Source organism: Paenibacillus etheri (assembly GCF_001012825.1).
Lineage (GTDB): Bacteria > Bacillota > Bacilli > Paenibacillales > Paenibacillaceae > Paenibacillus_AQ > Paenibacillus_AQ etheri.
This window is the reverse complement of record NZ_LCZJ02000010.1, coordinates 1-230: the sequence shown is the minus strand read 5'-3', so window position 1 is coordinate 230 and position 230 is coordinate 1. Positions and strand designations below refer to the sequence as shown.

Genomic DNA, 230 nt, shown 5'->3' with positions numbered 1-230 from the left:
GTCATGACCATACACATCGTCATGAGATAGAGAAAACGCCTTAGACGCGGGCGGCCACGCTTGCTAAGCACCATTTTCCCGCGCCATTTCCCAGAGCTAGCCTCAGCCAAATTTAGACCCGCATGACGAAGCAAGGCATTTCCGTGTGCGTAACCACTAAGATCACCGGTTTCTCCTAACACGCCGGCTAGACTGGTTACATTTACACCTCGAATGGTAAGCAATTTTTG

1 protein-coding gene is annotated in these 230 nt (G+C 50.4%); it reads right to left on the bottom strand.

All coding sequences use genetic code 11. The annotated features are described in order from the left end of the window. The coding region (locus UQ64_RS00530; protein WP_156417406.1) for a transposase at nt 1-230 on the bottom strand (230 nt) is incomplete at both ends.